Annotated in this window: 18 protein-coding genes; 15 read left to right on the top strand and 3 right to left on the bottom strand. The window is 70.1% G+C overall.

Going from position 1 to position 23,478, the window contains the following annotated elements; genetic code table 11:
- Positions 1-30 precede the first annotated feature (30 nt).
- From ACFY29_RS21695 to ACFY29_RS21630, 14 genes are all read left to right on the top strand, one after another.
- Positions 31-1,029 (top strand): ABC transporter substrate-binding protein, encoded by a 999-nt coding sequence (locus ACFY29_RS21695; RefSeq protein WP_386988868.1) that lies wholly within the window; start codon positions 31-33, stop codon positions 1,027-1,029.
- A gap of 87 nt (positions 1,030-1,116) precedes the next feature.
- Entirely contained in the window at positions 1,117-2,658 is a 1,542-nt protein-coding gene (locus tag ACFY29_RS21690; RefSeq protein WP_355612284.1) for a sugar ABC transporter ATP-binding protein, read from the top strand.
- Positions 2,655-3,725 carry an ABC transporter permease gene (locus ACFY29_RS21685; protein ID WP_355612287.1) on the top strand — a complete coding sequence of 357 codons (1,071 nt, stop codon included), beginning with the start codon at positions 2,655-2,657 and terminating at the stop codon, positions 3,723-3,725. The genes ACFY29_RS21690 and ACFY29_RS21685 overlap by 4 nt, the downstream gene beginning before the upstream one ends.
- The gene (gene yjfF / locus ACFY29_RS21680) at positions 3,722-4,711 is read left to right on the top strand and encodes a galactofuranose ABC transporter, permease protein YjfF (protein ID WP_328425387.1); all 990 of its coding nucleotides are present in this window, start codon (positions 3,722-3,724) and stop codon (positions 4,709-4,711) included. The genes ACFY29_RS21685 and yjfF overlap by 4 nt, the downstream gene beginning before the upstream one ends.
- A 26-nt stretch (positions 4,712-4,737) precedes the next feature.
- Positions 4,738-6,240: an L-arabinose isomerase gene (gene araA, locus ACFY29_RS21675; RefSeq protein ID WP_386988862.1), complete on the top strand. Its 1,503-nt coding sequence runs from the start codon at positions 4,738-4,740 to the stop codon at positions 6,238-6,240.
- 363 nt (positions 6,241-6,603) lie between these two features.
- Positions 6,604-7,593 carry a LacI family DNA-binding transcriptional regulator gene (locus tag ACFY29_RS21670; protein WP_328425391.1) on the top strand — a complete coding sequence of 330 codons (990 nt, stop codon included), beginning with the start codon at positions 6,604-6,606 and terminating at the stop codon, positions 7,591-7,593.
- Positions 7,594-7,793: 200 nt separating this feature from the next.
- The gene (gene chvE, locus ACFY29_RS21665) at positions 7,794-8,936 is read left to right on the top strand and encodes a multiple monosaccharide ABC transporter substrate-binding protein (RefSeq protein WP_386988858.1); all 1,143 of its coding nucleotides are present in this window, start codon (positions 7,794-7,796) and stop codon (positions 8,934-8,936) included.
- A 79-nt stretch (positions 8,937-9,015) separates the two neighbouring features.
- Positions 9,016-10,554: a multiple monosaccharide ABC transporter ATP-binding protein gene (gene mmsA / locus ACFY29_RS21660; RefSeq protein WP_386988855.1), complete on the top strand. Its 1,539-nt coding sequence runs from the start codon at positions 9,016-9,018 to the stop codon at positions 10,552-10,554.
- Positions 10,551-11,801: a multiple monosaccharide ABC transporter permease gene (gene mmsB / locus ACFY29_RS21655; protein ID WP_355612300.1), complete on the top strand. Its 1,251-nt coding sequence runs from the start codon at positions 10,551-10,553 to the stop codon at positions 11,799-11,801. Before mmsA ends, mmsB begins: the two co-directional genes overlap by 4 nt.
- A gap of 347 nt (positions 11,802-12,148) precedes the next feature.
- Entirely contained in the window at positions 12,149-12,910 is a 762-nt protein-coding gene (locus tag ACFY29_RS21650; protein WP_328425398.1) for a DeoR/GlpR family DNA-binding transcription regulator, read from the top strand.
- 54 nt (positions 12,911-12,964) lie between these two features.
- Positions 12,965-14,326 (top strand): sugar ABC transporter substrate-binding protein, encoded by a 1,362-nt coding sequence (locus tag ACFY29_RS21645; RefSeq protein ID WP_328425400.1) that lies wholly within the window; start codon positions 12,965-12,967, stop codon positions 14,324-14,326.
- Between the two features lie 61 nt (positions 14,327-14,387).
- A complete protein-coding gene (locus ACFY29_RS21640) occupies positions 14,388-15,356 on the top strand; it encodes a carbohydrate ABC transporter permease (protein ID WP_386988851.1) in 969 nt (322 codons plus the stop codon).
- Positions 15,353-16,207, top strand: a complete 855-nt coding sequence (locus ACFY29_RS21635) for a carbohydrate ABC transporter permease (protein WP_328425404.1) — start codon at positions 15,353-15,355, stop codon at positions 16,205-16,207. Before ACFY29_RS21640 ends, ACFY29_RS21635 begins: the two co-directional genes overlap by 4 nt.
- Positions 16,204-17,193 (top strand): zinc-dependent alcohol dehydrogenase family protein, encoded by a 990-nt coding sequence (locus ACFY29_RS21630; RefSeq protein WP_386988848.1) that lies wholly within the window; start codon positions 16,204-16,206, stop codon positions 17,191-17,193. The genes ACFY29_RS21635 and ACFY29_RS21630 overlap by 4 nt, the downstream gene beginning before the upstream one ends.
- Positions 17,194-17,301: 108 nt before the next feature.
- On the opposite strand, the gene ACFY29_RS21625 is transcribed toward ACFY29_RS21630, so the two are convergent.
- The 3 genes from ACFY29_RS21625 to ACFY29_RS21615 all read right to left on the bottom strand — a co-directional run bounded on the left by ACFY29_RS21625 (position 17,302) and on the right by ACFY29_RS21615 (position 21,971).
- A complete protein-coding gene (locus ACFY29_RS21625; RefSeq protein ID WP_386988846.1) occupies positions 17,302-18,210 on the bottom strand; it encodes an ABC transporter ATP-binding protein in 909 nt (302 codons plus the stop codon).
- A complete protein-coding gene (locus tag ACFY29_RS21620; protein ID WP_386988843.1) occupies positions 18,207-21,239 on the bottom strand; it encodes an FtsX-like permease family protein in 3,033 nt (1,010 codons plus the stop codon). Before ACFY29_RS21620 ends, ACFY29_RS21625 begins: the two co-directional genes overlap by 4 nt.
- 66 nt (positions 21,240-21,305) lie before the next feature.
- Positions 21,306-21,971, bottom strand: a complete 666-nt coding sequence (locus tag ACFY29_RS21615; protein ID WP_386988841.1) for an ABC transporter ATP-binding protein — start codon at positions 21,969-21,971, stop codon at positions 21,306-21,308.
- A gap of 211 nt (positions 21,972-22,182) precedes the next feature.
- Here ACFY29_RS21615 and ACFY29_RS21610 point away from each other — a divergent pair, with 211 nt between their 5' ends.
- Entirely contained in the window at positions 22,183-23,433 is a 1,251-nt protein-coding gene (locus ACFY29_RS21610; RefSeq protein WP_386988838.1) for a peptidoglycan DD-metalloendopeptidase family protein, read from the top strand.
- Positions 23,434-23,478 lie beyond the last annotated feature (45 nt).

Genomic DNA, 23,478 nt, shown 5'->3' with positions numbered 1-23,478 from the left:
TCACCCACCACCCCGAGCCAAGGAGATCCGATGCGAAAGATGCGAACGCCCTCCGCTCCGTGGCGCGCCGCGGCGGTCCTCGCCAGCGTGCTGCTCGTCGGCAGCGTGGCCGCCTGCGGCAACAGCGACACCGGCGGGGCCGCCGACGACGGCAAGATCACCCTGGGCTTCTCCCAGGTCGGTGCGGAGAGCGGCTGGCGCACCGCGAACACCACCTCCATCAAGGACTCCGCCGCCGCGGCCGGCATCGAGCTGAAGTTCGACGACGCGCAGCAGAAGCAGGAAAACCAGATCAAGGCGATCCGCAACTACATCCAGCAGAAGGTCGACGTGATCGCCTTCTCGCCGGTGGTGGAGTCGGGCTGGGACACCGTGCTCAAGGAGGCCAAGGACGCCGGCATCCCGGTGATCCTGACCGACCGCTCGGTCGACTCGGCCGACAAGTCCCTCTACAAGACCTTCATCGGCTCGGACTTCGTCAAGGAGGGCCGGCTCGCCGGGGAGTGGCTGGTCGAGCAGAAGAAGACCGCGTCCGGGCCGGTGAACATCGTCGAGTTGCAGGGCACCACCGGCGCGGCGCCGGCCAATGACCGCAAGAAGGGCTTCGCCGAGGCGATCGCCGCCAACCCGAACCTGAAGGTCGTCGCGTCCCAGTCGGGCGACTTCACCCGGGCCGGCGGCAAGCAGGTCATGGAGCAGTTCCTCAAGGCCAACCCGAAGATCGACGTGCTGTTCGCGCACAACGACGACATGGGCCTGGGCGCGCTGGAGGCGATCACCGCCGCCGGCAAGGTGCCCGGCAAGGACATCACCATCATCACGGTCGACGCCGTCAAGGACGGCATGCAGGCCCTCGCCGACGGCAAGTTCAACTTCATCGCGGAGTGCAGCCCACTGCTCGGCCCGCAGTTGATGGACCTGACGAAGAAGGTCCACGCGGGCGAGGAGGTGCCGGCTCGGATCGAGACCGAGGAGACCACCTTCACCCAGGAGCAGGCCAAGGAGGCACTGCCCAACCGCAAGTACTGATCGACGCCGGGGTCGCCGCGCTCGCGTGGCGGCCCCGCCTCGTCGCCAGGACACGTCCACGTCGACAACCAGAAGAGGTCTGATGGGATGACGGATAGTCGTCCGGTCCTGACGATGACCGGGATCAGCAAGTCCTTCCCCGGGGTGCGCGCACTCCACGACGTCGACTTCCGGCTCCTCCCCGGCGAGGTGCACGCCCTGATGGGCGAGAACGGCGCCGGCAAGTCGACCCTCATCAAGGTCCTGACCGGCGTCTACGACACCGACGAGGGCGTGATCACCCTCGACGGCGAACCGGTGTCCTTCACCGGGCCGATGCAGGCCACGGCCGCCGGGGTGAGCACCGTCTACCAGGAGGTCAACCTCTGCACCAACCTCTCGGTGGCGGAGAACATCTTCATCGGGCGCGAACCTCGCCGGCTCGGCGCGGTCCGCTGGGGAGAGGTCCGCCGCCGAGCCCGTGCCCTCCTGACCCGCCTCGACCTCGACCTCGACGTCAGCGCACCGCTCGGGACGTACTCCCTCGCCATTCAGCAGATGGTCGCCATCGCCCGCGCGATCGACATCCAGGCCCGGGTGCTGATCCTGGACGAGCCGACCTCCAGCCTCGACGCCGGTGAGGTCGCGCAACTGTTCCGCATCATGCGTCAGCTCCGCGACGAGGGCATCGCGATCCTGTTCGTGACCCACTTCCTCGACCAGGTCTACGAGATCGCCGATCGCATCACCGTGCTGCGCAACGGCGGGCTCGTCGGCGAGTACCCGATCGCCGAGCTACCCCAGCTCACGCTGGTCGAGAAGATGATCGGCAAGGAACTCGACGTGCTCGAAAGCATCGAGGAGCACTCCCGGCGGGACGTGACGGCCCTGGAAGAGGGCACCCCGCTCCTTGCCGTGTCGGGCCTCGGCCGTTCCGGAGCGGTCGAGCCGTTCAGCCTCACCATCCACGCCGGGGAAGTGGTCGGCCTGGCTGGCCTGCTGGGCTCCGGGCGTACCGAGGTGGCCCGGCTGTTGTTCGGCGCCGACCGGGCCGACGGCGGACAGGTCACGGTGGACGGCACCACGAGCAGCCTCCGCACCCCCGCCCAGGCCATCGGCCACGGCATCGGCTTCTGCTCGGAGAACCGCCGCGCGGAGGGCATCGTCGCCGACCTGTCGGTGCGCGAGAACCTGATCCTCGCCATGCAGGCCGCCCGCGGCTGGCTGCGGCCCGTCCCGCGCCGCCGCCAGGACGAGCTGGTCGAGAAGTACATCAAGGCCCTCAGCATCCGGCCGTCCGACCCGGAGGTGCCGGTGCGCAATCTCTCCGGCGGCAACCAGCAGAAGGTGCTCCTGGCCCGGTGGCTGATCACCGAGCCGCGGCTGCTGATCCTCGACGAACCCACCCGGGGCATCGACATCGGCGCGAAGACCGAGATCCAGAAGCTCGTGACGCAGTTGTCCGACGGCGGGATGGCCGTGCTGTTCATCTCCGCCGAGCTGGAGGAGGTGCTGCGCCTCAGCCACAAGGTGGCCGTGATGCGTGACCGGCAACTGGTCGCGCAGCTCGCCAACGACGACAGCCTCGACGCCGACCGCATCATGCAGACCATCGCCAGCGGGTCCCACCGGGAGGAGGCAGACCGATGAACGACACCATGGGCCGCTACCGGGCGCTGACCGCTCACCGGCTGTTCTGGCCCGCCGCCGTGCTGGTCGTCATGCTGGCCGCGAACACGATCTACCGGCCCGGGTTCCTGTCCATCGAGGTCACCGACGGGCACCTGTACGGCACGCCGATCGACATCCTGCGGCTGAGCGCGCCGCTGATCCTCGTGGCGCTGGGCATGACCGTGGTCATCTCGACCGGCGGCATCGACCTGTCGGTCGGCTCGCTGTGCGCGATCAGTGGCGCGATCGCCTGCATGTACATCAGCCAACAGCCCGACCAGAACAGCCTTCCCGTGGTGCTGACCGCGCTCGCGATGGCGCTCGGGGTCGCGCTCGTGCTCGGCGCCTGGAACGGGGTGCTGGTCGCGGTGATCGGTATCCAGCCGATCATCGCCACGCTGATCCTGATGGTGGCCGGCCGGGGGCTCGCGCAGCTGATCACCGAGGGCCAGATCATCACCATCAACTCCGGCCCGTACCGGGCGATCGGGCTGGGCCACGTGCTGACCCTGCCACTGGCCATCCTCATCGCGCTGGCGGCGGCCCTGCTCGTCGGCGCGTTCACACGCCGCACCGCGCTCGGCATGATCATCGAGTCGGTGGGCGGCAACGCCGAGGCCAGCCGGCTGGCCGGCATCCGCTCCGGCCGGGTCATCTTTCTCGCGTACGTGCTCAGCGCCGGCTGCGCCGCGATCGCCGGTTTCATGATGACGGCCAACGTCTCCAGCGCCGACGGCAACGCCGCCGGCCTCTGGGTGGAGCTCGACGCCATTCTCGCGGTCGTCATCGGCGGCACGTCCCTCGCGGGCGGCCGGTTCTTCCTCAGCGGCACGATCCTGGGCGCGCTGATCATCCAGACCCTGACCACCACGGTGTACGCCATGAACATCTCGCCGCAGACCGCGCTGTTGTTCAAAGCGGTCGTCGTCATCGCCGTCTGCCTCATCCAGGCCCCGGCCTTCCGGGCCCGCTTCACCCGCCGAAGGAGCGGTGCCCCGCCGCGCGGCGCCGTTGCCGACAAGCCGAAGGAGCAGGTGCCGGCATGACCACTGGATCGCTCACCGCCCGTCGGCCCCGGATCCGGCTGCCACGGCGGCAGGTGCCGGTTCTGGCCACGCTCGCCCTGCTCCTGGTGATGTACGGCATCGGCGTGTCCCAGTACCAGGCGTTCTCCAACGTGCAGGTCATCTTCAACGTCTTCATCGACAACGGCTTCCTGCTCGTCGTCGCGGTGGGGATGACCTTCGTGATCCTCACCGGCGGCATCGACCTGTCGGTCGGGTCCGTCGTCGCCATGACGGCCATGGTGTCGGCCTCGCTGCTCCAGCAGGGCCTACCGGCGGCGCTCGTGCTCGTCATCGCGCTGCTGATCGGCCCGACGCTCGGCCTGCTGATGGGCTGCGCCATCCACTTCTTCGACATCCAGCCGTTCATCGTCACGCTCGCCGGGATGTTCTTCGCCCGGGGCATGTGCACGTTCATCTCCGGGTCGTCCATCCCGATCACCGACGGGTTCTGGACCAGGATGTCGCAGGAGCGGGTCGGCGATCCCCGGGGCAACTTCGTCTCGATCAGCGTGCTCATCGCCTTCGCAGTGGTCGCCGTCGCCGCCTACACGCTGGCCTACACCCGGCTGGGGCGCAACGTGTACGCCATCGGCGGTAACCCGCAGTCGGCGCTGCTGATGGGCCTGCCGGTGGGGCGTACCCGGATCGCCGTCTACACGATCAGTGGTCTCTGCTCCGCCATCGGCGGGATCCTGCTGTCGTTCTACACCCTCTCCGGTGCGCCCCTGATCGCCGTCGGCATGGAGTTGGACGTCATCGCCGCGGTCGTGATCGGCGGCACCGTGCTCACCGGTGGCTCGGGATACGTCCTCGGCACGGTGCTCGGCGTGCTGGTCCTGGGCGTGATCCAGACGCTCATCACCTTCGACGGGAGCCTCAACTCCTGGTGGACCAAGATCGTGATCGGGGGTCTGCTCTTCGCGTTCATCCTCCTTCAGCGCCTCATCGGAATCCGTTACAAGTGACCGCCCCTCTCGCGGAAGGCAACCCCATGGCACCACGCACCGAACCCGAGATCTGGTTCCTCACCGGCAGCCAGGGCATGTACGGCGAGGAGACGCTCCGGCAGGTGGCCGAGCAGTCCCGTCTGATCGCGGCCGTGCTCGACGACTCGCCGCAGATTCCCGCCCGGGTGGTCTGGAAGCCGGTCCTGACCAACAGCGGTGACATTCTGCGGGTCTGCCGCGATGCCGCCGCACAGGGCGCGATCGGGGTCGTTGCGTGGATGCACACCTTCTCCCCGGCGAAGATGTGGATCGCCGGCCTGGACGCGCTGCAGACGCCGCTGCTGCATCTGCACACCCAGGCCAACGTCCTGCTGCCGTGGGACGAGATCGACATGGACTTCATGAACCTGAACCAGGCCGCCCACGGCGACCGGGAGTTCGGGTACATCCAGACCCGCCTTGGTGTGGCCCGCAAGACCGTCGCCGGGCATGTCAGCGACCCGCGGGTGACGAGCCGCGTCGGGGCCTGGGCCCGGGCGGCAGTCGGCTGGTCGGCGATGCGGTCGTTGCGTCTGGCCCGCTTCGGCGACAACATGCGCGACGTCGCGGTGACCGAGGGCGACAAGGTCGAGGCGGAGCTGCGCTTCGGGGTCTCGGTCAACACCTACGGCGTCAACGACCTGGTCCAGGTGGTCGACGAGGTCGCCGACACCCAGGTGGACGACCTGGTCAAGGAGTACGACGACAGCTACCGCATCGTCCCCGAGCTGCGTCCCGGCGGTGAGCGGCACGACTCGCTGCGGTACGCCGCCCGCCTGGAGCTTGGCATGCGTGCCTTCCTCGACGAGGGCGGGTTCCGGGCGTTCACCACCAACTTCGAGGATCTCGGCGGCCTGCGTCAGTTGCCCGGCATCGCCGTGCAGCGGCTGATGGCGGACGGCTACGGCTTCGGCGGCGAGGGCGACTGGAAGACCTCCGTCCTGGTCCACACCCTCAAGGCAATGTCGGTCGGCCTGGACGGCGGCACGTCGTTCATGGAGGACTACACCTACGACCTCACCCCGGGCGAGGAGTTGGTGCTCGGTGCCCACATGCTCGAGGTCTGCCCGACGATCGCGGCGGGCGTGCCCGACGTGGAGATCCACGCGCTGAACATCGGCGGTCGGGAGGATCCGGTCCGGCTCGTGTTCGACGCCGCACCCGGTCCGGCGGTGGTGCTCGGGCTGGCCGACATGGGGGATCGCTTCCGGCTGGTGGCCAACGAGATCGACGTGGTGTCTCCGCCGCAGCCGTTGCGGCGGCTGCCGGTGGCCCGGGCCGTCTGGCGTCCACGACCGCACCTGCCCGGGTCGGCCGAGGCGTGGATCACCGCGGGCGCGCCGCACCACACGGTGCTGTCGCAGGCGGTGGGCGTGGAGGAGTTGCACGACCTGGCCGAGATGAGCCGGACCGAACTCGTGGTCATCGACGCCGACACCGAGCCCCGCCGTTTCGCCAACGAGATCCGCTGGAACCAGGCGTACTACCGGCTGGCCCGCGGCTTCTGACCTCGCGGCCCGCGCAGCCATGACGGATGGCCCGTCCCTGCCTTCGCCGGGCGGGTAGGGATCGGGCCACCCCGCGCCGGCGACGGAATGCCCTCCCGGTGGAAGGAGTCCGAGCTGCCATGCCGTACCACGAGAACGTCGCTGCCCGCGTCCCGCATGCTCCGCCGTCCCGGCTCGGCCGCGCCGGGTCGACGAGGGCTGTTGGCGTAGGCTGTCGGCAATCAGCGCTGGTCACCAGGGATTCAGCACCGGTTCGGTGGGTGAGCCGGAGGATCGGGGCCCGGGCCGCCCCGGTCGACGTCGGCGGGCCGCAGCTTCGACGTCGTGGGCGGGGGGAGTGACATGGCCGTGCACGGTCCGGCGATGACGGACGTCGCTCGTCTGGCCGGTGTCTCCCACCAGACGGTGTCGCGGGTGCTCAACGGGCACCCCAACGTGCGTGAGCAGACCCGGCTGCGGGTGCGGGCGGCGATCGCCGAGCTCGGTTACCGGCCCAACGGCGCGGCGCGTGCGTTGGTGACCGGCCGGTCGCAGGTCATCGGCGTGGTCGCACAGAACACGACGTTGTACGGTCCGGCGTCGTTGCTGGCCGCGTTGGAGCAGACCGCCGCGGAAGAGGGTTTCGCGGTCAGTGTGGGCAGTGTGCGGGACCTGGACCACCGTTCCATCTCGGCTGCGGTGGAGCGGCACCTGTCGCACCGGGTCGCTGGCATCGTCGTCATCGCGCCGGTCGAGTCGGCCGGTGAGGCTCTGGAACGTCTGCCCAAGGACGTCCCGTTGGTCACCGTCGACGGTGATCCGCGCCGGCCGGTGCCGTTGGTGACGGTCGACCAGGCGGCTGGTGCCCGGGCGGCGACCCAGCACCTGCTCGATGCCGGGCACCGCACGGTCTGGCACGTGTCGGGGCCGTCCGACTGGTTCGACAGCGTCGGTCGGATCGAGGGCTGGCGGGAGGCATTGGCGGCAGCGGGGGCGGAGCTCCCACCGCTGATGCCGGGGGACTGGTCCGCGGCCTCGGGATACCGGTGCGGGCAGATGTTGGCGCGGATGCCGGAGGTCACCGCGATCTTCACCGCCAACGACCATCTCGCGCTGGGCGTGCTGCGGGCGTTGCACGAGTTCGGTCGGCGTGTGCCGGACGAGATCAGCGTGGTCGGCTTCGACGACGTGCCGGAGGCGGCGTACTTCATCCCGCCGCTGACCACCGTCCGGCCGGACTTCGACGCGGTGGCTCGGGCGAGTCTTCAGCTGTTGCTGACCCAGATCGAGACGGGCACCGGAGGGGCGCTGCGGCAGACCATCGCCCCGACCCTGGTCGCCCGCGACAGCGTCGCCGCCCCGCCCCGCCGCTGACGGCTCCCGCTCCTGCCGCCCAGCTCCGGTCCGGAGTGGAGGGAGCGCGAGCGGCCTCGCTCGCCGGGTGGCTTCCGTTACGAGACTGTGGCGCCGGGATTTCCGAGAAGGTGTTGACGTGTGCTGTGTGAGCGCTAACACTACCCGAAAGGTGACAGCTTGCCCCGGCGGTCGGCGGGGAGTCCGGAGAGGAGAAACCCGTGCGCAGGAAATTCCTGGTTGCTCTCGGCGGCGCGGTGTTGGCGCTGAGCCTGGCGGCGTGCAGTGGCGAGGGTGCTGGCAGCGGCGGTGACACCAGCGAAGAGAAGCCCGGCGACCTGACCATCGGTGTCTCGATGCCGACCCAGACCTCGGAGCGGTGGATCGCCGACGGCAAAGCGGTGAAGGAGAAGCTGGAGGCGAAGGGCTACAAGGTCGACCTCCAGTACGCGGGCGACGACATCCCGACCCAGTCGCAGCAGGTCGACCAGATGATCACCCAGGGCGCGGACGTCCTGGTCATCGCGGCGATCGACGGCACGGCGCTCAGCGGCCAGTTGCAGGCCGCCGCCGACGCGAAGATCCCGGTCATCGCCTACGACCGGTTGATCCGCGGCAGCAAGAACGTCGACTTCTACGTCAGCTTCGACAACTACAAAGTCGGCGTCGCCCAAGGCACCGGTCTGCTGGTCGGTCTCGGTCTGCTGAACAAGGACGGCTCGAAGGGCACGGCGAAGGGCCCGTTCAACATCGAACTCTTCGCCGGGTCGCTGGATGACAACAACACCCAGTACTTCTTCGGCGGGGCCATGGACACGCTGAAGCCGTTCATCGACGCCGGCACCCTGAAGGTGAAGTCGCGCCAGACCACCGCCGAGCAGGTGGCGATCCTGCGGTGGCAGCAGGAGACCGCGCAGAAGCGGATGGAGGACCTGCTCACCTCCAGCTACAACGACGGCTCGCGGGTCGACGGCGTCCTGTCGCCGTACGACGGCATCTCCCGGGGCATCATCACCGCCCTGCAGAACGCCGGCTACGGCAAGGCGGGTAAGAAGCTCCCGGCGGTGACCGGCCAGGACGCCGAGATCGCCTCGATCAAGCTGATCAACGACGGCGTGCAGACCTGCACCGTCTTCAAGGACACCCGTCTGCTGGCCGAGCAGGCCGTGAACGCTTCCGAGGCGTTCCTGCAGGACAAGCAGCCGCAGGCCAACGACACGCAGACGTACAACAACGGCGTGAAGGTCGTGCCGTCGTACCTGCTGCCGATCGCGACCGTCTACAAGGACGACATCAAGACCGCGCTCATCGACTCGGGCTACTGGACGGCCGAAGAGGTCGCCGCCGGTCAGGCCAAGAACTGACCGTCCGCCGGGCTCGGCGGCCACCGCCGAGCCCGGCGCCACGGAGTACCGCGTCCGTACCTGACAGAGGACAGTGAGCATGGACGACACCATCCTCGAGATGCGCCGCATCACGAAGACCTTCCCCGGGGTGACCGCGCTGGAGGACGTCACCCTCGCGGTGCGCCGGGGCGAGATCCACGCCATCTGTGGTGAGAACGGCGCCGGCAAGTCGACCCTGATGAAGGTGCTGTCCGGCGTCCACCCGTCCGGCTCGTACGACGGCGAGATCCTGTTCGACGGCAAGCCGATGCAGTTTCGCGGCATCCGGGACAGCGAGGCCAACGGCATCGTCATCATCCATCAGGAACTCGCCCTGGTGCCGTACCTGTCGATCGCCGAGAACCTCTTCCTCGGCAACGAACGTCGCGGCCGCAGCGGGCTCATCGACTGGAACCGGGCCAACGCCGAGGCGGCCGAGCTGCTGGCGTCCGTCGGGTTGCACGAGAACCCCGTCACCCCGGTCATCCAGCTCGGCGTGGGCAAGCAGCAGCTGGTGGAGATCGCCAAGGCGTTGTCGAAGAAGGTGCGCCTGCTCATCCTGGACGAGCCGACCGCCGCCCTCAACGACGTCGACTCGGCTCACCTGCTCGACCTGTTGCGACAGCTCAAGGACCAGGGGATCACCTGCATCATGATCTCCCACAAGCTCAACGAGATCACCGCGATCGCCGACTCGACCACGGTCATCCGGGACGGGCGCGCGGTGGAGACCCTCGACATGCGAGCCGACGACGTGACCCAGCAACGGATCATCCGGGGCATGGTCGGGCGCGACCTGGACAGCTTCTACCCGGACCGGGAGTCGTCACCCGGCGAGGAGGTGCTCCGGATCGAGGACTGGACGGTGCGGCACCCGACCCAGGACCGGATGGTCGTCGAGGGCGTCGGCCTGTCCGTACGGGCCGGTGAGGTCGTCGGCGTCGCGGGGCTGATGGGGGCCGGGCGGACCGAGCTGGCGATGAGCGTGTTCGGCCGGTCCTACGGCCGCGACATCAAAGGCCGGCTGTTCGTGCACGGGCGGGAGATCAGCGCCCGTACCGTCGCGGAGGCGATCGACAACGGCATCGCCTACGTCACCGAGGACCGCAAACGGTTCGGCCTGAACCTCATCGACGACGTCCGGCGCAACGTCTCCGCCGCCGCCCTCGACCGGCTGGCCCGGCTGGGCTGGGTGAACGGCAACGAGGAGATCAAGGTCGCCGAGGCGAGCCGGCGGGAGATGAACATCAAGACGCCCAGCGTCATGGCCGTCGTCGGCAAGCTCTCCGGCGGCAACCAGCAGAAGGTCGTGCTGTCGAAGTGGCTCTTCACCGACCCGGACGTGCTGATCCTGGACGAACCGACACGCGGGATCGACGTCGGAGCCAAGTACGAGATCTACACGATCATCAATCGGCTGGTGGCCGACGGCAAGGCGGTGATCATCATCTCCTCCGAGCTGCCGGAGCTGCTCGGGATGTGTGACCGCATCTACACCCTCGCCGCGGGCCGGATCACCGGTGAGAAGCCGGTGGGCGAGGCGACCCAGGAGAGCCTCATGGAGCTGATGACCAAGGACAAGGAGTTCGTGGGATGACCAGCATCAAGACCCCGTCGACGGAGCGCCCGACGCCCCCGGACGGCGCGCCGGCCGCCGCCCTGCACACCGGGACGAGCGACCTGCGGGCACTGGTGCTGAACAACCTGCGGCAGAGCGGGATCTATGTCGCCCTGGTCGTCATCGTCGCGCTCTTCGCGATCCTGACCGACGGGGTGTCGCTGAGCCCCGGGAACATCACCAACATCGTCCTGCAGTACTCGTACATCCTGGTGCTCGCGATCGGGATGGTCATCCTGATCATCGGCGGGCACATCGACCTGTCGGTGGGTTCGGTGGTCGCGCTGACCGGAGCGGTCTCCGCCGTCCTGGTGATCCAGCAGGGCTACCCGTGGTGGGTCGGCATCCTGGCCGCACTGGCCGTCGGCGTCGCGGTCGGCGCCTGGCACGGCTTCTGGGTCGCGTACGCCGGCATCCCGGCCTTCATCGTGACCCTGGCCGGGATGCTGCTGTTCCGTGGCCTCACCCTGCGGGTGCTCGACAACATCTCGCTGTCGCCGTTCCCGGCCGAGTACCAGCGCGTCGCGGCGGGATTCCTCAACGGACTGCTCGGCGGGCAGGGCTACGACGCCTTCACGCTGCTGATCGGCGCCGTAGCCGTGGCCGGGTACGCGGTGAGCGGCTTCCGCACCCGCGTCGCGCGCATCCGCTACCAGCAGCCCGTCGAGTCGTTCCCGCTGTTCGTCGCCCGGGTCGCCGTGGTCGGCGCGGTCATCATGTACTTCGCCTGGCAGTTGGCGCACGCCCGTGGGCTCCCGATCGTGCTGATCGTCCTGGCGGTCCTCGTCCTGGTCTACGGCCTGCTCACCCGGCGTACCGTCTTCGGTCGCCAGGTCTACGCGATCGGCGGCAACCTCTCGGCGGCGGCGCTCTCCGGAGTGAAGGTCCGCACCGTCAACTTCTGGATGTTCGTCAACATGGGCTTCCTCGCGGCGGTCGCTGGCGTCATCTACTCCTCGCGGTCCAACGGCGCTCAGCCCGCCGCCGGCAACATGTTCGAGCTGGACGCGATTGCCGCGGCGTTCATCGGTGGCGCGGCGGTCACCGGCGGGGTGGGCACGGTGGTGGGCGCGATGGTCGGTGGTCTGATCATGGCGGTGATGAGCAACGGCATGCAGCTGATGGGTGTCGACCAGTCGACGCAGTCGGTGGTGAAGGGGCTCGTCCTGCTCGTCGCCGTGGCCTTCGACGTCTACAACAAGCGACGCGCCGGCGCGGCCCGCTGACGCCGGGACGGCGCGTGCCGTCGCGCCTCTGGGGCTGAACCCGTCCCTGCGCCCTTCCTGTCGAGCTGCCCCACATCTGGGGCAGCTCGACAGCGTTTCAGGGAGGTCCTCCGGCCCGGTGGGTGAGGGCCGTCATCCAAGATCGGTCACCAGGCGGGCAGGTAAGCGGGCCGATTCGGTCACCGGGTCGGGCCGTCGAATCGCCGGATGTCAGGTCGTAACGCCGAGGCGCGCGTCCGACCCGGGCACAACCCGGGCACCGGAGCGACCCCTGTGAGTCTCGCCACATCGATGCGCCGGTGTTAGACAGGACCCAGACAAAGCGGTGCCAGCGGAGGAGGTGCGGAATGCAGGCTCAGGAGCGGCGGCATCGGATCCTGGAGCTGGTCCGCGCCGAGGGTCAGGTGCTGGTCGCCAAGCTCGCCGTCGAGCTGGTCGCGGCTCCCGAGACCATTCGTCGGGACCTGCGGGTTCTCGAGGAACACGGGCTCGTGCGGCGTACTCACGGGGGTGCCTACCCGGTGGAGAGCGCGGGCTTCGAGAGCAGCCTGGCGGTGCGGACGACCCGGCGGGTGCATGACAAGCGCCGGATCGCCGCGGCTGCCGTCGGTCTGCTCCAGGACGCGGAGACGGTGTTCATCGACGAGGGCTTCACCCCTCAGTTGATCGCCGAGGCGCTGCCCCGGGACCGGCGGCTGACCGTGATCACCGCGTCGCTGATCACGGCCGCCGGCCTGGCCACCGCCCCGGCGGTGACCGTCCTGCTGCTCGGCGGCAGGGTCCGCGGCCGGACACTGGCCACGGTGGACCACTGGGCCGGTGACATGCTGGCCGGCTTCGTCATCGACCTGGCCTTCGTCGGCGCCAACGGGATCAGCCGCGAGCACGGGCTGACCACACCCGATCCCGCCGTGGCCCACGTCAAGTCACGTGCCATGCGGGCGGCCCGGCGCAGCATCTTCGTCGGCCTGCACACCAAGTTCGGCGCGAGCAGCTTCTGTCGCTTCGCGGAGATCGCCGATCTGGAGGCCATCGTCACCGACGCCCACCTCGGTGCCGCCGAGGCGCACCGGTACTCCGTTCTGGGGCCGCAGGTCATCCGGGTCTGACCCCGACCGAAAAACCACACCGCCATCACCCGACCGCCATCTGGGAGGTTCGTTGTGCCTCATCGTGCCCGAACAATCGCCGTCGCCGTCCTGGCGGCCGCCTCCACCGTCCTGGCAACCGCCGGCTGTAGCGGCGCCGGTGGCGGAGGTGACGCCGGCGGCGCAAAGACGATCAACGTCCTCATGGTCAACAACCCGCAGATGATGGACATCCAGAAGCTGACCGCGGACAACTTCACCAAGCGGACCGGCATCACGGTCAACTACACGGTGCTGCCGGAGAACGACGTCCGCGACAAGATCAGTCAGGAGTTCTCCAGCCAGGCCGGCCAGTACGACGTCGCCACCATCAGCAACTTCGAGGTGCCGTTCTACGCGAAGAACGGTTGGCTGACCCCGCTGGACGACCACGTCGCCAAGGACAGCGCGTTCAACCAGGCCGACATCCTGCCGCCGATGACCGCGTCGCTGACCGCGGCCGACGGCAAGCTGTACGCGGAGCCGTTCTACGGCGAGTCCTCCTTCCTCATGTACCGCAAGGACGTGTTCGCCGCCAAGGGCCTGACGATGCCCGAGAAGCCGACCTGGCAGCAGGTCGCCGACCTGGCCGCGAAGGCCGACGGGGCACAGCCCGGCATGAAGGGCATCTGCCTGCGTGGCCAGCCGGGTTGGGGCCAGCTCTTCGCGCCGCTGACCACGGTGGTGAACACCTTCGGCGGGACCTGGTTCACCAAGGACTGGCAGGCTCAGGTCAACTCCCCGGAGTTCACCCAGGCCACCAAGTTCTACGTGGACCTCGTGCGCAAGCACGGTGAGGCTGGCGCGCCGCAGGCCGGCTTCACCGAGTGCCTGAACAACTTCATCCAGGGCAAGGTCGCCATGTGGTACGACGCCACCTCCGCCGCCGGGTCCATCGAGGCCAGCTCCTCGCCGGTCGCCGGCAAGGCCGGGTACGCCCTGGCTCCGGTGAACCGGACGGCCAGCTCCGGCTGGCTCTACACCTGGGCCTGGGGCATCCAGAAGGCCAGCAAGAACGCGGACAACGCGTGGAAGTTCATCTCCTGGGCGTCCAGCTCCGAGTACGAGCAGTTGGTCGGCAGCCAGCTCGGCTGGGCCAAGGTGCCGGACGGCAAGCGGGCCTCGTTGTACGCCAACCCGCAGTACCAGCAGGCGGCGGCCGCCTTCTACAAGGTGACCGAGCAGGCCATCACCACCGCCGACCCGAGCAACCCGGGAGTGCAGCCGCGGCCGGCACCCGGCATCCAGTTCGTCGGCATCCCGGAGTTCACCGACCTCGGCACCCAGGTCTCCCAGGGCGTCAGCTCGGCGATCGCCGGCCGGACCTCCGTCGAACAGGCGCTCGCCGACGGGCAACGGCTCGCCGAGCAGGTCGCCGAGAAGTACCGCGGCAAGTAACCGTCGGGTGGTGCCGGTCCCGCCGTGCGGGACCGGCGCCACCGTAGAGGAGGAGGCAGCGATGAGCGCTGTTGACCTACGGGCCACGACCGCGACCGGGACCACAACGGCCCGCGGCTCGTCCGACGGGCGGCGGCAGTGGCGGCGGCAGCAGTGGATCCGTCGGGCACCACTGTTGCCGGCCCTGATCTTCACGATCGTGGTGACCCAGTTGCCGTTCGTGGCGACGCTGGTCATCTCGTTCCTGAACTGGAACTCGCTCTATCCCGACGAGCGGCGGTTCACCGGTCTGGACAACTACGCGGCGGTCGCCTCAGACCGGGTGCTGCGCAATTCGGTGGTGACCACCGTCCTGCTCACCGTCCTGGTAGTGATCATCAGCCTGCTGATCGGGTTGGGGCTGGCGCTGCTGCTCGATCGGTCCTTCCCGGGGCGCGGCATCGTGCGGACCCTGATGATCGCCCCGTTCCTGGTGGTACCGGTCGCCGCGGCACTGCTGTGGAAACACGCCCTCTACAACCCGGAGTACGGCCTGTTCAACGGGATGATCGCCGTCGTCGCGAACTGGTTCGGGGTGACCGCCCCGCAACCGGACTGGATCTCGAACTTCCCGCTGCCGGCGGTGGTCGCCTCGCTGGTCTGGCAGTGGACGCCGTTCATGATGCTGATCCTGCTGGCTGGCCTGCAGAGCCGTCCGCTGGACGCCCTCGAGGCGGCCCGGGTCGACGGCGCCGGGGCCTGGCAGGTGTTCCGCTACGTGACCCTGCCCCACCTGCGCCGCTACCTCGAACTGGGTGCGCTGCTCGGCTCGATCTACATCGTGCAGAACTTCGACGCCGTCTTCACCATCACCTCGGGTGGTCTCGGCACCGCCAACCTGCCGTACACCATCTACACCACCTTCTACCAGGCACACGACTACGGCCGCGCCTCGGCGGCCGGCGTGATCGTGGTGATCGGCTCGATGATCATCGCCACCTTCGCGCTGCGGGTGGTGCTGTCCATGTTCCGGGAGGAGACGAAGCGATGACTGCCCCTGCTGTCGCCAGGGCGAGGCCGCGCAGCCGCAGCGGCCCGCTGCTCGGCCTACTCGCCTGGCTGCTCGGCCTGCTGTTCTTCGCGCCGGTCGGCTGGATGGTGCTGACCTCGTTGCACAGCGAGTCGGACGCCGCCCGCAACCCGCCGGCCTTCACCGCGCCGCTGACCCTCGACGGATACCGCGAGTTCTTCGGCGCCTCCAGCGGCGCGAGCCCGTGGCCGCCGATGCTCAACTCGGTCACCGCCAGCGTCGTGTCGACCCTCATCGTGCTCGCGCTGGCCATCCCGGCGGCGTACGCGCTCGCCGTGAAACCGGTCCGCAAGTGGACGGACGTGCTGTTCTTCTTCCTGTCCACCAAGATGCTGCCGGTGGTCGCCGCGCTGCTGCCGATCTACCTGATCGCCCAGACCGTCGGTCTGCTGGACAACATCTGGTTGCTGGTCATCCTCTACACCTCGATGAACCTGCCGATCGCGGTCTGGATGATGCGGTCGTTCCTGGCGGAGGTGCCGGTCGAGATCCTGGAGGCCGCGGCGCTCGACGGCGCCCGGCTGCCGGCCATCCTGCGTCGGGTCATCCTGCCGGTCACCGCCCCCGGGATCGCCGCGACCGCCCTCATCTGCTTCATCTTCAGCTGGAACGAGATGCTGTTCGCCCGGGTGCTGACTGGCGTCGTGGCCGGCACCGCACCGGTCTTCCTCACCAGCTTCGTCACCAGCCAGGGCCTCTTCCTCGCCCAGGTGTGCGCCGCCGCGACCGTCATCTCGCTGCCGGTGCTCGCGGCCGGGTTCGCCGCTCAGGACAAACTCGTGCAGGGACTGTCGTTGGGAGCCGTCAAGTGAGAGCCGCTGTGATCACCGCGCCGGGCAAGGTCGAGGTCACCACCGTCGAGGATCCCACCCCGGGTCGCCGCGAGGTTGTCGTGCGCGTCGCCGCCTGTGGCCTCTGCGGGACGGACCTGCACATCCTGCAGGGCGAGTTCGCGCCCACCCTGCCGGTCGTGCCCGGGCACGAGTTCGCCGGCGAGGTGGCGGCGGTCGGCGTCGACGTCACCGAACTGGCGGTGGGCGACCGGGTCGCGGTCGACCCCTCCCTCTACTGCCACGAATGCCACTACTGCCGGCTCGGGCGGAGCAACCTCTGTGAGCGGTGGGCCGCGATCGGGGTGACCGTCGCCGGCGGCGCCGCCGAGTACGCCGTGGCGCCGGTCGCCAACTGCGTCCGGCTGCCCGAGCACGTCCGCACCGAGGATGCGGCCCTGATCGAGCCGCTGTCCTGCGCGGTGCGTGGCTACGACGTGCTGCGCTCCCAACTCGGCTCGCACGTGCTCATCTACGGGTCCGGCACGATGGGGCTGATGATGCTCGAACTCGCCAAGCGCACCGGCGCGGCCAGCGTGGACGTGGTGGACATCAACCCGGAGCGCCTCACCACCGCCCGTTCCCTCGGCGTCTCCCGTACCGCCGCTGGCCCGGACGAGCTCGACCAGCCGCGCGGCTGGGACCTCGTGGTCGACGCCACCGGTAACGTCGCCGCCATCCAGGACGGCCTCACCCGGGTCGGCAAGGGCGGCACGTTCCTCCAGTTCGGTGTCGCCGACTACGCCGCCCGCGCGGTCATCGAGCCGTACCGGATCTACAACCAGGAGATCACCATCACCGGGTCGATGGCCGTTCTGCACAGTTTCGAACGGGCCGCGGACCTGTTCGCGCAGGGCGTGCTCGACCCGGATGTGTTCATCAGCGACCGCCTGAGCCTGGAGCGCTACCCCGAGGCGCTGGACCGTTTCGCCGCCGGCTCCGGCCGTAAGATCCAGGTTCGCCCGTAGGCCCCCGGAGTCCGACGGGCGTCGATCCCGCTGCGCCGCCAACAGCGCAGCGGGATCGACGGATCACTGTCGAGTGGCGGCAACTCCGCACGACCACCGGGCCCGGTATCAATCGACGTGGCCGGGTTGATCGCTGCTCGTGGCCATCTCCTGCCGGCCGGCCGACGACGGGTTCGCTGTGGCGTGCAGGGTGATCGACTCGTCGGTGTGGTCGACCGTGAAGAGCGTTCCCGCCGGGAAGGCCGCCAACGTCTCCGGCGGCAACTGGATCGTGCCGTCCCCGGCCACCACGGCGAAGTCCCGGCCGTCCCGGCCCTCGGCGCCCACCCGACCGTCGCGGATGGTGACCGCTCGGCCCAGCCGGGCACCGACGTCACCGTCGTGGGTCACCACGACCACCGTCGTCCCCCGCTCGGAGTTGATGGTGGCCAGCGCCGCGAGCACCTCGTCCCGGCCGGCCCCGTCGAGCTGGCTGGTCGGCTCGTCGACGAGGAGCAGCCCAGGCCCGGCGGCGAGCCCCTGCGCCAGTGCGGCCCGCTGACGCTGCCCCGGGGTCAGATCGCCGACGCGCCGCGCGCCGGCATCGGCGAGACCCACGAGGTCCAGGATCGCCTCCGGCGGGTCCAACCGGCGCCCAGCGAGGCGGGCCGCGGGTCGCTGGGCCAACCAGATGTTGCGCGACAGCGACACGTACGGCAGCAGGTTGCGTTCGGCGCCCTGCAACACCGTGCCCACCGTGGTCCCGCGCAGGGCGGCCAGGGCGGTCGTGGAGAGCCGGGACAGGTCGTGCTCGCCCACGTACACCCGCCCGGCGCTGGGCTGCATGAGCCCGCCGAGGATCGCCACCAGAGTGGACTTGCCGGAGCCGGACGGGCCGACCAGCGCCAGCATCTCGCCGGCGGAGATCTGCAGGTCCACGCCGGAGAGCGCGACCACGTCGCCGGTGCCGGTGGAGTAGATGTGGATCAGCCGGTGGCAGGTGACCGCTACGCCCCCTGCGGGCATCTCGGCGGTCATTGGCCGGTCCGGCGGCGAACCGAGGCGGCGACGATCCGGCCGAGCACCGCCGCGGTTAGGGCGAAGAACGCCACCGTGGGCACCGTGAACAGCAGCAGCCGGCCGACGTCCGGCCAGTCGGGCAGCGGGACGGGCGATCGGCCGTCACTGAACAGGCGTTGCCCGTCCCGAGTGAGGAGCCAGATCACCAGGGTGGCGAGGCCACCCGACACGGTGGCGATGACGACCGGCCAGCCGTAGCCGCCACGGACGGCGCGCGGGGCCAGCCCCTGCCGCCGGAGCGCCACCAGCATCGCGACCCGGTTGCGCTGTTCGGCCGCTGCCATCGCGATGAGGCCGGCTGCCCCGATCAGGACCCCGGCCAGCGCGGCGAACAGGTTGAAGCGCAACGCCAAGGCCGCACCCTGCCGGTCGAAATCCTGTCGTACGCCGGCGATCGTCCGGTCGTCCTTGATGACCAGACCCTCCGCGCGAAGCCGGTCGAGGATGTCGGCGGGAGCCGTCGGGGCCAGCCAGACCTCCTCGACGCCGGTCTGGCCGGCGACGGCGAGCCGGTCGGCGTACTCCAGGTCAACGATCAGGCCGGATCCCCCGAGCCGGGGCAGCCGGTCCGCCAGGCCCTCGACCGACGCCTGCGTCGGCGACCCGTCGACCCCCTCGTACTGGTGAGGCCGGCCCAAGGGCGTCCCGTTCGACCGGGTCAGCCAACCGGGCAGCGGGAACGGCGAATCGACCACGCTGATGCCGGCCGGCCGCACTCGCCGGTTCTCCGCCAAGCCAAGGACCAGCGCCGCGTCCGGCCCGCTCGTGGCGTCGAGAAAGGTGTCATCCGGGTCGGTCAGCCGCCACCGATTCAGGTCGGCGAACTCCGCACCGGTCAGCAGAACCGTCTCGCCGTCGCCGTCGCCGCTGCGCAACTCCTCGAACCGGACCTTCAGTTGCCGGGATACCACCGGAGCGACGATCTCGACATTGACCAGGCGGCATTCCTGCACGCACTCGGGCACCTGTATGACGTAATCGCGGCGGCCGGGCTCGATGTCATCGCGAGCGACGACCACTCGGCTGCCGTTCCTGTTGGAGACCGTGACCGCGAGGCGGACCCGATTCCCGGCAAAGGCCGCCGCGTCGAGGTCGGTGGAGATCACCACGGTGAGCAGACGCCCTCGCAGGTGTAGCGGTGCTCCGGGTGGGTCCGGGCGGATCGTTCGCGCGATGTACGCCAGATCCGCGCCATAGGAGGCATGCGGTACGGCCACCGTCGCCAGCCGGTCGGAGTCGACGGCGAGTACCGGTGTGCCGGCCTCGGAGGCCGCGTTCGTCACGACCGCGGCCATCGCGGAGCGACCCTCGGGGTCGGCCGCCCGGACGGACGCCAACAGGTGCGACCGCGAGGATGCCTTGACCTCGACCACGCGGGGAGCCCCGACCTCGACGGTTGCCCGATCCGCGTAGGCGGCCGACGCGACCTCGCTCGTCGCGGCGGTGAAGGCGAGCATCGCGACAACGACCGTGAGCAGCGCCATCAGGGGCCGGAAGCGTGGTTGCCGCGCCACCTGCACGAGGGCGAGGCCGACGGTTGTCCGGCCTCGCGCCAGCAGCGCAGCGCCTACCGCCGCTCCGGCGATCATGGCGACCCGCGCCAGCAGGACGCCCGCGGCGAGCGCGCCCACAACCGGTGCCACCAGGGCCAGGCCGGTGGGCGATCCGCCGAGGCGCAACTGCACCACGGCGGCCACGGCGACGGCCACCGCGACGACGTCACCGACGCTTGCCCGCCACCCCCGCACCCGCGCCGGCACCCGGCGCAGCAGGTCGACGACCGGTGCGGACATGGTCCGCGCCTGAGCCAGCAGCACCGCGGCGAGCGCGCCAACGGCACCGACGGCGGCGTAGCCGACCGCGGTCGCGTCCAATGTGACGTCGGCCTGGGCGGGCAGGGTGTGCGTGGCGAGCAGTTTGGCAGCGGCCAGGCCGCCCAGGCACCCCAGGGGGATCGCGACCAACACGGGTACGGCGTGCTCGCCGACCGCCAGGGCCCACCGTCGCCGGCGCTGCACCCCGCGCAGCAGGAGCAGGCCCTGTTCTGGTCGGCGCTCGTCGGCCGCCGAACTGATCGCCACGAACAGCACCAGCCAGCAGAGCAGGACGAGTAGCCCGGCACCCAGTGTCACGCCGGCGGCCAACTGCCCGCGCTGCAGGGTGACGCGATCAAGCAGGCTCGGCAGAGAGGTGCCGGCACCGAAGCCCTGCCGGCTCCCGTCGCGCGTCACCGTCGCGACGGTCGACCGCAGGTCCTGCACCGACCCCGTGACCACCAGTTGTCTGCTGACGAAGAGGTCGGCCGTCGATCGGTACAGGATGGCATTGTCGTCGGCCAGGGGCGAGGACTCCGCCGTGAAGATCGCGTCGAGGGCGCTGCCCACGGTCGACGTGGAGGCCGGGCCGGGTGCGGGTGGCCGTAGGTACTCCTCACCCAGCCAGAACGGGTCGGTCATGTCGAGCGGCCGGTAGACGCCGGCCACCCGTACCGGAACGGCGCCGAAGGTGAACTGGCCGCCGGTGGCGACACCCAGATGTGCTGCGGTGTGCGTGCTGACCATCACCTCGGGGAGCTGGCCCCGCGAGGTGGACCGGGGGCACGCGCCGGCCACGGCGACCCGTTCGCAGACCCCCGCTCGGAAGATCAGGTTCGAGGTGACTGCCCCGGCCGGGCCGGTGGCGACGCCACCGCTCTGCGCACCGAGGACGACCTCGAACCCGGCCGGCGCGAGTCGCTCGACCTGAGCGCCGAACACGCTTCCGGCCGGGTCGCCCGGCATCCCCGGGTACTCCGTGGGGGCGACGAGCCGCAGCCGTAGCTCGTTCGGATCGGCTGTGGAGAGCTCGTACCGGGCGAGGGCCTGCCCGGCAGCGGCCACATAGCTGACCGCGGCTGCGGCGGCGGCACTGGCGAGCACCGCGAGCAGGAGCACCGCCAGGGCTTGTGCCCGGCGGGCCGCAAGTGCTCCCCCGATGACGGCCAGCATTGAGGCTCACGCTATCGAGCGGACGGCCTGCACACCGCCCCGCGGACGCGCATCGATACCGAGCGGTTACCTACCGCGATCTTCTCCACCGCGCACGACCTGCGCCCGCCCCTCGGCGAGGTGGAGTTCCGCTTCGCAGGAGGCGGCCACCTCCGCGTCATGGGTGGCGAACACGACCGCCGCACCCCGCCGGGCCTCGTCGTGCAGCAGATCCAGCACCCGCTGTCGGTTGCCCGCGTCCAGCTCGCTGGTCACCTCGTCGGCCAGCAGCACGCCGCCGCGCAGCGCCAGGCCGCGGGCGATGGCCGTGCGCTGCTGCTGGCCGCCGGACAGCTCCTCGACCAGCTGGTCGGCCTGCCCGGCGAGGCCCAGCTGGGCCAGCGTCGCGGCGGTCTGCCGGCGCGCCTCGGGCGGTGCCACGCCGCCGGCGACGAGCGCCACCTGCACGTTCTCGGCGGCGGTCAGGATCGGGGCCAGCCCGTTGTCCTGCGGGATGAGGACGATCCGTTGGTCCACCGCGTGGTCACGGTCGCGCAGTTGCTGCCCGTCGACGCTCACCACGCCGTCGCGCGGCCGCAGCAGCCCCGCCATCGCGTTGAGCAGGGTGGTCTTGCCCGCGCCCGACGAGCCGGTCAACGCCAGCACCCGACCCGGGCGGACCGTCACCGAGACGTCCCGGAGGACGGCCGGCGCATCGCCGTACCCGAGAGACACCCCTTGGATGGTCAGCATGTGCAACCGCCCCCTCCGGTACCGGCGTCCGCAGAATGCCACGCCCGGTCGGGACCGCACAATCCTCATCGATCGTCGCGCCCGCCATGTAGAAAACTTTCGATGTCGCGGTTGACTTCGATGATTTGTGACACAACAATCACCGTCAATATCGACGTACATCTCTTTTGTTCGGCGGGCCGTGTGCTACCAGGGCCGGCCGGTGACGGCGGTGTCCGCCGTGCCGCTGGCCAACCGCGAACCCGACGGGGTGCGGGTCGCCGTGGTCGACGAAACCCGCACCGAGAGTGAGGTCACGATGAGACACGGTCGACGATGGGCCGGCGGCGCCGCCGCGGCCCTGCTGATGGTCACGGGCCTGATCGGGGCGGCGCCCAGCGCCGCCGCCGCGGCCGACGCCCCCGCGCTCACCGCCGCGGTGACCGCCAAACTGCTCAGCTCGGTCGAGCTGTCCACCGCTCGCGCGGAACGAGACACCCGGGTCACCGTCAGCCGCAGCAGCGGCCGGTGGGCGTTCGGCACCGCCGTCGCCCTCGCACCCCGACAGGAGGACGCCCACCCGACCGGGTCGATCTTCATCGCCCGGGCGGACCCCGCCGGGTGGCGGGTCGCCTTCGACGGTGAGGCCGCCTTCGGTGAACTGGCCGCCCAGTCGCCCCTGGTGACGGGTCCGGAGAGAAGCGCGCTCACCACCGCTCCGACCCCAATGTACGTGGGCGGGGACTACCGGACCGGGATGGCGCTCCCGTTCGCGGTGGGCCAGACGTGGACGCTCACCGGCGGCCCGCACGGCTGGGGTGGCAGCGCGCCGTACAGCTCGGTCGACCTGGCCGGCGGCGACCAGGTGGTCCGCGCGGCCCGGGCCGGCGCGGCGTACACGATGTGTCAGGGGTGGATCCGGGTCATCCACGACCGGGGCTACTCGACCGACTACTACCACCTGTGGAACAGCATCTCCGTCAACGGCGCCAGCGTCGGTCAGGGCGCCTTCCTGGGCAACACCGGCACCGACGTCACCTGCGGCGGATCCGCCACCGGCCGCCACGTCCACTTCGGCCTGCGGCAGAACAGCGCCTACGTGCCGATCGCCGGCCACGACATCGGCAAGTGGGTGCTGGCCAACGGCACCGCCGCCTACCAGGGTGGGGCGCGACACGGGTCGGCCTGGGCCGGGGTCGGCTCCGGCCTCTACAACTACGGCGCACTCGGCCTCACCCAGGCGGTGGTCGACGCGAACGGCGGTGGGGCACTGACCCGTCGAGCCGGGCCGGGGACCGGCTACGGGGCGGTCGGCTCGCTGGCCGACGGTGTCACCGTCTCCGTCTCCTGCTCCGCCAACGGCACCTCCCACACCGGGCGGTACGGCACCACGGCGCTCTGGGACCGGTTGAGCGACGGCAGTTGGGTGTCCGACGCCTACCTCTGGACCGGTGTGAACGCTCCGATCAACGGCTGGTGCTGACGAGCTCGACCGCCGAGCCGGCGGGCCGCCGGCCGCCCGACTCCC

The sequence above is a fragment of the Micromonospora sp. NPDC000668 genome (assembly GCF_042897975.1).
Lineage (GTDB): Bacteria > Actinomycetota > Actinomycetes > Mycobacteriales > Micromonosporaceae > Micromonospora.
Note: the sequence above shows the minus strand (reverse complement) of the source record. Positions and strands in the feature narration are given on the sequence as shown.